The sequence below is a fragment of the Streptomyces nanshensis genome, assembly GCF_001751255.1.
Taxonomy (GTDB): Bacteria; Actinomycetota; Actinomycetes; order Streptomycetales; family Streptomycetaceae; genus Streptomyces; species Streptomyces nanshensis_A.
Genome location: NZ_LJGW01000210.1, coordinates 1 through 8,816, shown reverse-complemented (window position 1 = coordinate 8,816; position 8,816 = coordinate 1). Strand labels below are relative to the sequence as shown.

The 8,816-nt window shown below is 73.1% G+C and carries 7 protein-coding genes and 1 pseudogene; 5 read left to right on the top strand and 3 right to left on the bottom strand.

Going from position 1 to position 8,816, the window contains the following annotated elements:
* Positions 1-37 precede the first annotated feature (37 nt).
* Both AN218_RS12305 and AN218_RS12300 read left to right on the top strand, forming a co-directional pair.
* Positions 38-1,057, top strand: coding sequence for a FecCD family ABC transporter permease (locus tag AN218_RS12305; RefSeq protein WP_070016892.1), 1,020 nt, complete (start codon positions 38-40; stop codon positions 1,055-1,057).
* Positions 1,054-1,899, top strand: a complete 846-nt coding sequence (locus tag AN218_RS12300) for an ABC transporter ATP-binding protein (RefSeq protein ID WP_070016891.1) — start codon at positions 1,054-1,056, stop codon at positions 1,897-1,899. Before AN218_RS12305 ends, AN218_RS12300 begins: the two co-directional genes overlap by 4 nt.
* Positions 1,900-1,995: 96 nt before the next feature.
* On the opposite strand, the gene AN218_RS12295 is transcribed toward AN218_RS12300, so the two are convergent.
* The 3 genes from AN218_RS12295 to AN218_RS12285 all read right to left on the bottom strand — a co-directional run bounded on the left by AN218_RS12295 (position 1,996) and on the right by AN218_RS12285 (position 5,645).
* Positions 1,996-2,811: a family 1 encapsulin nanocompartment shell protein gene (locus AN218_RS12295; protein ID WP_070016890.1), complete on the bottom strand. Its 816-nt coding sequence runs from the start codon at positions 2,809-2,811 to the stop codon at positions 1,996-1,998.
* 5 nt (positions 2,812-2,816) lie between these two features.
* Positions 2,817-3,800 (bottom strand): Dyp-type peroxidase, encoded by a 984-nt coding sequence (locus AN218_RS12290; protein WP_070016889.1) that lies wholly within the window; start codon positions 3,798-3,800, stop codon positions 2,817-2,819.
* Between the two features lie 138 nt (positions 3,801-3,938).
* Positions 3,939-5,645, bottom strand: a complete 1,707-nt coding sequence (locus AN218_RS12285; RefSeq protein WP_070016888.1) for a PucR family transcriptional regulator — start codon at positions 5,643-5,645, stop codon at positions 3,939-3,941.
* A gap of 256 nt (positions 5,646-5,901) precedes the next feature.
* Here AN218_RS12285 and dnaK point away from each other — a divergent pair, with 256 nt between their 5' ends.
* The 3 genes and pseudogenes from dnaK to AN218_RS12270 all read left to right on the top strand — a co-directional run.
* Positions 5,902-7,809, top strand: coding sequence for a molecular chaperone DnaK (gene dnaK / locus AN218_RS12280; RefSeq protein ID WP_070016887.1), 1,908 nt, complete (start codon positions 5,902-5,904; stop codon positions 7,807-7,809).
* An 8-nt stretch (positions 7,810-7,817) separates the two neighbouring features.
* Positions 7,818-8,471 carry a nucleotide exchange factor GrpE gene (locus AN218_RS12275; protein WP_070016886.1) on the top strand — a complete coding sequence of 218 codons (654 nt, stop codon included), beginning with the start codon at positions 7,818-7,820 and terminating at the stop codon, positions 8,469-8,471.
* Positions 8,472-8,478: 7 nt separating this feature from the next.
* Positions 8,479-8,816: pseudogene (locus AN218_RS12270) on the top strand (DnaJ domain-containing protein); the annotation flags it as partial.

The following is an 8,816-nucleotide window of genomic DNA, read 5'->3' as shown; positions in this document are numbered from 1 at the left end:
CCCTGCCGACGCCGCCGCGTCCCCGTCCGCCGCGACCCTGGAGCGCGTCGGACGCGGCCGTGCCCGCCGGGCCGCGCGCCGCCGCGGCGTGATGCTGGCCCTGCTGGTCCTGCTCGTCGCGGTGTTCGTGGTGACGCTGACGGTGGGCCGGACGTTCTACCCCCTCGACGACGTGGTCCGCGTGATCCTCGGCGAGCAGGTGCCGGGTGCGTCCTTCACGGTCGGGCGGCTGCGGCTGCCGCGTGCCGTCCTCGCCCTCGTCGCGGGCTTCAGCTTCGGGCTGGCCGGTGTCACCTTCCAGACCATGCTGCGCAATCCGCTCGCGAGCCCGGACGTCATCGGCATCAGCTCCGGCGCGAGCGCGGCCGCGGCGCTCGCCATCGTGACGCTGTCCCTGGGCGGCGCGCAGGTCTCGGTCTTCGCGATCGCGGCCGGGCTGGCGGTGGCGCTGCTGATCTACGTCCTGGCGTACCGGGACGGCGTGGCCGGCACCCGGCTCATCCTGATCGGCATCGGGATCTCGGCCATGCTCGACAGCGTCGTCGCGTACGTGCTCTCGCAGGCCACCGAGTGGGACCGCCAGGAGGCGATGCGCTGGCTCACCGGCAGCCTGAACGGGGCGAGTTGGGACGGGATCGCGCCCGCGGCCGTGGCGCTGGCCGTCCTCTCCCCCGTCCTGCTGCGGCAGTCGCGCGGCCTGCGAGCGATGCAGCTCGGCGACGACACCGCCGCGGCCCTCGGCGTACGCGTCGAGCGCACCCGCGTCGTCGTGGTGGTCGCCGCGGTCGTGCTGATCGCCTTCGCGACGGCGGCGGCCGGGCCGGTCGCGTTCGTGGCCTTCCTCTCCGGGCCGATCGCCGCCCGGCTGGTGGGTCCCGGCGGTTCGCTGCTGCTGCCCGCGGGGCTCGTCGGCGCCCTGCTGGTCCTCGTCGCCGATCTCGCGGGGCAGTTCGCCTTCGGCACCCGGTATCCGGTGGGGGTCGTCACCGGCGTGCTCGGCGCCCCCTATCTCGTCCACCTCATCATCCGCACCAACCGGGCGGGAGGCTCGCTGTGACCACCACCCACTCCCTGACGGCCGAGCACCTCCGCCTCGGCTACGGCGACCGGACCGTCATCGAGGGCCTCGACCTCGCCGTGCCGCCCGGCCGGGTCACCGCGATCGTCGGCGCGAACGCCTCCGGCAAGTCGACGCTGCTGCGCGCGATGTCCCGTCTGCTGGAGCCCCGCGAGGGCCGCGTCGTCCTCGACGGCAAGGAGGTGCACCGGCTGCCCGCACGGCAACTGGCCCGCACGCTCGGGCTGTTGCCGCAGTCGCCGATCGCCCCGGAGGGCATCACCGTCGCGGACCTCGTCGGCCGCGGACGCCACCCCCACCAGGGCGCCTTCTCCCGCTGGACCCGGCGCGACGACGAGGCCGTGGCCGCCGCGCTGGAGGCCACCCGTACGGAACTCCTCGCCGACCGCGCCGTCGACGAGCTCTCCGGCGGACAGCGCCAGCGGGTGTGGATCGCCATGGCGCTCGCCCAGCAGACCGATCTGCTGCTGCTCGACGAGCCCACCACGTTCCTCGACGCCAGCCACCAGGTCGACGTCCTCGATCTGCTCACGGACCTCAACGCCGGCCGCGGCACCACCGTCGTGATGGTGCTGCACGACCTCAACCTCGCCGCCCGCTACGCCGATCACCTCGTCGCCCTCGCGGACGGCCGCCTCCACGCGGCCGGGACCCCGGCCGAGGTGCTGACGCAGGAGTGCGTCCGTACGGTCTTCGGCCTGGAGAGCCGGATCATCGAGGACCCGGTCTCCGGCAGCCCCCTGATCCTGCCGATCGGCCGCCACCATGTACGCGACCAGGCCGGCCGGGAGCCCGTACCGGTGCGGAAGGCGCACGGCTGAGACAGCGGCGGGCCCCCGACCGGGCCGTGTCTCCGGCCGGTTGAGGGCCCGTGTCCCGTTGCCGTGCGCCCCTCGGCGCCCTGCGCCCTGCGCCGCTCAGCCCTTCAGTACGACCACGGCCTCGTCGGTGTACGTCAGGAACGTCAGCGTCTGGTGGAAGTACAGCTCGATGCCGTTCGCGTCGTGCCCCGCGTAGCCGATCGCCAGGTCCTGGCCGAGACGCAGCTCGAAGTCGCCGCCGCGGGTGGAGAGGACGAACGCGTCGTCGACGGCCGGCGCCCAGATCGGCGTGCCGTCCAGGATCCGGCTCAGATGCGTCGCGATGGGATGCCCCTGGTCGGTGGTCTCGCTGACCGCCGTGTAGGCGTCGGCGCCGAGCAGCAGCGCGTACGGGCCCTCGACTCCGGCCAGACGCAGCGAGGTCAGCGCCTGGCTGACGGCGTCGGGGTAGTCGCGCGGCTCGGCCGGGAGGCTCAGCACCGGGTTGGAGGTCCGTGCGCGCAGACCGTCGATGCCGGCTGCGGCGTACCCGTCGAAGACCGCCGTGTCCTCGGCCAATGCCATGGCGCGTGCCGCGTCCTTCACCGGCTGCCAGTCGGAGTCGTTGGAGCCGCGCTCCACGTCGTCCACGGCGTCCCGGGTGACGGTGAAGGGCACCCGCAGCTCCACGAGGGACTGCGCCTGACGCAACTGTGCGGTGACGCCCGTCGCGGGCGGCGCGATGGCGGAGCGGTGCCCGGTGCCGACGGCGGCCAGGCGCGCTCCGCCCGCCTCGGGGACGTCGACGACGCGGCGGCCCGCGATGTTGCGCTGGAAGGTGCGCCGTGCCTCGCCCTCGATCTCCTCCCAGGCGGCGGGCGTGATGGGCGCGAGTTCGCGGTGGAGGTTGCTGGAGACGGCGGGGGGCGTCATGGTGCTCACTCTCCTTTGAGGCTGCCGATGCTCAGGGAGCCGCCGGGAGCGGCAGCACCGGGTGACGGGTCGCTCGGCTCGTCGAGGAAGTCCGCGGTCGGCACGTAGAAGAGACCCCCGGTGACGGCGGTGGAGAAGTCCAGGATGCGGTCCGTGTTACCCGGCGGATCACCGATGAACATGTTCCGCAGCATCCGCTCCGTCACGCCGGGCGTCCGGGCGTAGCCGATGAAGTACGTGCCGAAGTCGCCCTCGCCGACGGCGCCGAACGGCATGTTCTCGCGGACGATCTTCCGCTCGGTGCCGTCGTCGTCGACGATCGTGTTCAGGGCGACGTGCGAGTTCGCCGGTTTGACGTCGTCGGGGAACTCGACGTTGGAGAGCTTCGTACGGCCGATGACCCGCTCCTGCTCCTCGGTGGGCAGCGCCTCCCAGGAGGCCATGTCGTGCAGGTACTTCTGCACGATCACATAGCTGCCGCCGCGGAAGCCGGGGTCCTCGTCGCCGATGTAGACGGCCTCGTCGCCGGCCTCGCCCGTGGGGCTCTCGCTGCCGTCGACGAAGCCGAGCAGGTCGCGCGCGTCGAAGTAGCTGAAGCCGTGCACCTCGTCGACGACGTCGACGGCCGCGCCCAGATCCTGCTTGATCAACCGGGCCAGTTCGAAGCACAGGTCCATGCGCTGGGCGCGTACGTGGAAGAGCAGGTCGCCCGGTGTGGCCGGGGCCTGGTGACGGGCGCCGTGCAGGGCCTGGAAGGGGTGCAGTTCGCGGGGCTTGGGCTCGCCGAAGAGGCGGTTCCATCCCTCGGAGCCGATGCCGACGACACAGCTCAGATCGTCGTGCGGGCCGCGGAATCCCACGGAGCGGACCAGCGCCGAGATGTCCTGGAGTCCGTCGCGTACGGCCGGTTCGCCGCCGGGGGCGATGGTGACCACCAGGAAGACAGCGGCCTTGGACGCCCGTGTGACTACGGGTTGCGTGGTGACCATGAGGCTCCCGCCGGGGCCGAGGGCAATCGGATCAAGGTCACCATAACGACCCGTGCCCGGCGAGGCGGGAAGGGGCCGGGCGCCGCCGGTGACTCGTGCGCGGTACGGCCCGGGACCGCCGGCCTGAGCTGCGCAGGTTCATCCCGGGCCGCTCGCCGCCTGCCAAATCCTCGTCGCCACATGGAGGTTGAGGCGGGTGTCCGGGTCCGTCAGGTCATGGCCCGTCACCTCCCGGATGCGGCCGAGGCGGTAGCGCAGGGTGCTGCGGTGGACGGTCAGGGCGGCGGCGGTCTCGTCGTAGTTGCCGCCGCTGTCGAAGTACAGGGCGAGGGTGCGGACGAGGCCGGTGCGGTGCGCGGCGTCGTAGTCCTTGAGCGGGCCGAGCCACTCGTCCACGAACTCCGCGGCGTCCGCCTCGTGTTCGCCGTCCGCGAGGAGGCGGTGGAAGCCCAGCTCGTCGTAGGCGGTGGCGCCCTCGGGGGTGCGTGAGCGGCGCCGGAAGTCCAGCGCCCGTACCGCCTCACGGTGGGAGCGGGGAAGGTCCGCGGGCGACTCGGCACGGCCGCCGATGCCGACGGCGCCGCCGGCGGAGCCCAGCGCGTCCGCGAGCGTCCCGTACAGCGCCTGGGGCGCCGCCGCACCGCGTACGACGAGGACGGTCGCCCCGGAGCGGCGCCCGAGCAGGAACCGCAGCCCGAGGCGCGCGGCGCAGCGCCCGGCGGCCCCGGCGGCCTCGTCGCCCGCCGTACCGTCCCAGCGCACGACCACGACGCGGTGCGGACCGTGCAGATCGTGGCCCACGGCCTCCGAGCGTGCGTACGCGCCGGCGTCGTCGGTGCCGGTGAGCAGGTCCTCGACGAGCTCACGGCGCAGCCGCAGTTCGACCTCGGCGAGCTGCCGCTGATGGGACATCTCCAGGGCGAGCGCGATGCAGGCGTGGTCGAGGACGAACCGCTCGTGCGGTCCGGCCCTCCTGCCGGGGTCGACGAGCGAGATCGTGCCGAAGACCTTGCCGCGGTGCTGGGCGATGCAGGTGACGCGGCTGCCCGTACGGACGGGGCCGGCGCGGCGCATGGCGCTCTGCAACTCCTGTTCGCGGCGTACGAGTTCGTAGCGGGGATAGGGGTCGGGACGGCCGGGCCCCGACCACACCCGCAGATTCCCGAAGGGGTCCTCGACGGCGACGGGGAGGTGGGTGAAGGCGCGCACCATGTCCGCGATCCCCTCCTCGCTCTCGGCCGACGCCTGGCTGAGCGCCTCGTGCACCGACCGCTGGAACTCCAGTTCCGCCACCGACTCCCGCAGCTCGGCGATCGCCTCGCCGCGGTCGTGGTGGGCGTGCCGGAGGGCCGCGGCGTGCTCGCGCTCCGAGCGCCGTCCCGCGGCGTTGGCCAGCGCGGCCGAGGTCTGCTGTGCGAGGGCGCCGAGCAGGAACTGGTCCTCGTCGGACAGCCGGCTCTCCGCGCTGACCACCAGATATCCGGTCGTCTCCCGCGACGCGCGCAGCGCCGTCGCCAGGCACCACTTGCGCCCGGGGAGCCGGACGATGCCGTCCTCGCCGCCGAGGTCGCGGATCTGGGCGTCCAGGCGGGGGCCGGCGGCGCCCTCGCGGGCGTCCGCGATCCTCGTCCATGCGCCGTCCGTCCGCAGATAGCCCGCCTCCGCCGTGCACGGCGCGAGCGACTCCACGGCGGCCATGGCCATGCGCAGCACGTCGTCCTCGTCCCGGCCCTCGAACATCGCGGCCGACAGCAGGAACAGATCGCGCAGCCCGTTCCGCCCCTCGGTGCCCCAGGCGTGGGGGGCGGGGAGCTGCTGCCGCGGCGCTGTGGGGTGTGTGGCCATGTTGCTGATCCCCGGTGGTGGGTCGGATCGACGGTGCTCGGTCGAACCGCTTCCGGCGGGTTCGCGGACGGGGCCGTCCGTCCCGTACGTCCCCGCCCTGTGCACGAGGATCCCACCGGGCGCTGCCCCCGGCAGGACGAGCGGCGGGCCCTCGCTTCGCCCCGGCAGACGCAGGAATCGGCGGTCCCCGTCCGGCACGGTGAAGCCAGCGCACCGCCTGTGTGCGCACCGGAAGCGCCGGACGAGGAGGCACCCCATGGCCAGGGCAGTCGGCATAGACCTGGGCACGACGAACTCGGTGATCGCGTTCTGGGAGGGCGGGGAGTCCTCTGTCGTACCCAACGTCGAGGGAACGCGCACGACGCCGTCCGTCGTGGCCTACACCGACACCGGGGAGCGGCTGGTGGGTCAGCTCGCGCGGCGTCAGGCGATCCTCAACCCCAAGGGCACGATCTACTCGGCGAAGCGCTTCATCGGACGCAACTACGACGAGGTGTCCGACGAGGCCAAGGCGGTGGCGTACGACGTGGTCGAGGGCGAGGGCGGCGTCGCGCGCTTCGACGTGCGCGGCAAGCTCTACTCCCCCGAGGAGATCAGCGCCCAGGTCCTGCGCAAGCTCGCCGACGACGCGGCGAAGTCGATCGGCGAGAAGGTGACCGAGGCCGTGATCACCGTTCCCGCGTACTTCAACGACGCGCAGCGCACGGCAACCAAGGACGCCGGCCGCATCGCCGGTCTGGAGGTCCTGCGGATCATCAACGAGCCGACCGCCGCGGCCCTCGCGTACGGCCTGGACAAGAAGGAGCACGAGAGCGTGCTCGTCTTCGACCTGGGCGGCGGCACGTTCGACGTGAGCATCCTCGACGTGGGCGACGGCGTCGTGGAGGTCCGCTCGACGGCGGGCGACGGGCACCTCGGCGGCGACGACTTCGACCGCCGTCTCGTCGACCATCTCGCGGACGACTTCCAGAAGGAGAACGGCATCGACCTGCGCAGCGACCCGCAGGCGCTGCAACGGCTCTTCGAGGCGGCCGAGAAGGCCAAGACCGAGCTGAGCTCCGTCACGCAGACGCAGGTCAGCCTCCCCTTCATCACCGCGGACGCCAACGGTCCGAAGCATCTGACGGAGACGGTGATGCGCTCGACGTTCGAGCAGATCACCGCGGACCTGGTGGAGCGCTGCCTGGAGCCGGTCAAGCAGGCCATGGCGGACGCGAAGATCACCGACAGCGACATCGACGAGGTCATCCTCGTCGGCGGCTCGACGCGGATGCCCGCGGTGCAGGCGCTCGTACGCCGTCTCACCGGCGGCATGGAGCCGAACATGAGCGTCAACCCGGACGAGGTCGTCGCGGTGGGCGCCGGCATCCAGGCGGGCGTGCTGAAGGGCGAGGTCAAGGACGTCCTGCTGCTGGACGTCACACCGCTCTCGCTCGGCGTGGAGACCCGCGGCGGCGTGATGACGAAGATCATCGAGCGCAACACGACCATTCCCGTGCGCCGTTCGGAGACCTTCTCGACGGCCGAGGACAACCAGCCGGCCGTGGACGTCGTGGTGCTCCAGGGCGAGCGGGAGAACGCGGCCGACAACCGGGTGCTGGGCAGGTTCCAGCTCACCGACATCCGTCCGGCGCCGCGGGGCGAGCCGCAGATCGAGGTCACCTTCGACATCGACGCCAACGGCATCCTCGCCGTCACGGCACGCGACCGGGACACCGGAGCCGAGCAGGGCATCACGATCAGCGAGAGCTCCAACCTGGAGCGGAGCGAGGTCGACCGGATGGTCTCCGAGGCCGAGCGCAACCGCTCGCAGGACCAGGCGCTGCGTCAGGCCGTGGACGCCCGCAACGAGCTGGACTCGGTGGCCTACCAGGTCGAGCGCCGCCTGACGGAGCTGGGCGAGAACGCCCCGCAGCACGAGAAGGCGCGGGCCGAGATGCTCGTCGGGGACGCCCGTAAGGCCGTGCAGGAGCAGGAGGACGTCGAGCGGGTGCGCTCGCTGACCTCCGAACTCCAGCAGCTCTTCCACGCGCTCGGATCCCGGGGCGCCGAGCCCGGGGCCGAGTCGTCCGCCGCGACGGACGGCACCGCTCCCGGCGCCTCGTCCGGAGAGGGCGGCTCCGGTGACGACGACGTCGTCGACGCCGAGTTCGACAAGGGCTGAGGCACGGTATGAGGCACGAACACGAGCCCGAGGGACCGGAGTTCACGCCGGCCGAGGAACCGGAGGAGGGGGCGGCGGGCCGCACGCCCGACGCCCCTCCCGGGGGCCGCACGGACGGCGAGGACGGCGGGGAGCACGCTGCCGCCACGGCGGCGGACACCGCGAACGGCACCGAGGACGCCGGGGAGTCCGGGCCCGGGCCCGGGCCCGGGCCCGACGGCGGGCAAGAGGCCGACGCCGTGGCCGAGTTGCGGGAGCGCTGGCAGCGTGCGCTGGCCGACCTGGACAACCTGCGCAAGCGCCACGTACGCGAGATGGAACGCGAGCGCGCCGTGGAGCGGGCCCGTACCGCCGCCGCGCTGCTGCCCCTCATCGACCACCTGGAGCTGGCCCTCGAACACGCCGAGGCCGACCCGGACTCCATCGTCGAGGGCGTCAGGGCGGTACGGGACGAGGCGGTCGGCGCCTTCGAGAAGCTGGGCTACCCCCGGCACGACGAGTCCGGAGTGCCCTTCGACCCCAGCCGTCACGAGGCGGTGGGGACGGTGGAGGACGACGGCGCCGAACCCGGTCTCGTCCACGAGGTGCTGCGCCCCGGATACGGCGACGGCGCCGCCCAGCTCCGTCCCGCGGCGGTGACCGTGACCTCCCGGCAGGAGTGACGCCGCCATGGCACAGCAGCCACGGGACTACTACGAGGCCCTCGGCGTCGGCCGCGGCGCGAGCGCCGANGCTGCCCCGCCACTACCACCCCGACGTCAACAAGGAGCCGGCGGCCGAGGAGCGCTTCAAGGAGCTGAACGAGGCGTACAGCGTGCTGTCCGACCCCAAGACCCGTGCGCGGTACGACCGTTACGGTCCCGCGTTCCGGCAGATCCCGGAGGACTACGACGAGCGTGTGGCCGCCGGGGCCGGAGCGGGACGCGGTGCGGGCCGGGGCGCCGGACGCGGAGCGGGCGGCCGGCAGGGCGGCGGTCCGCGCGTCCGCGTCGCACAGGACTTCGGGG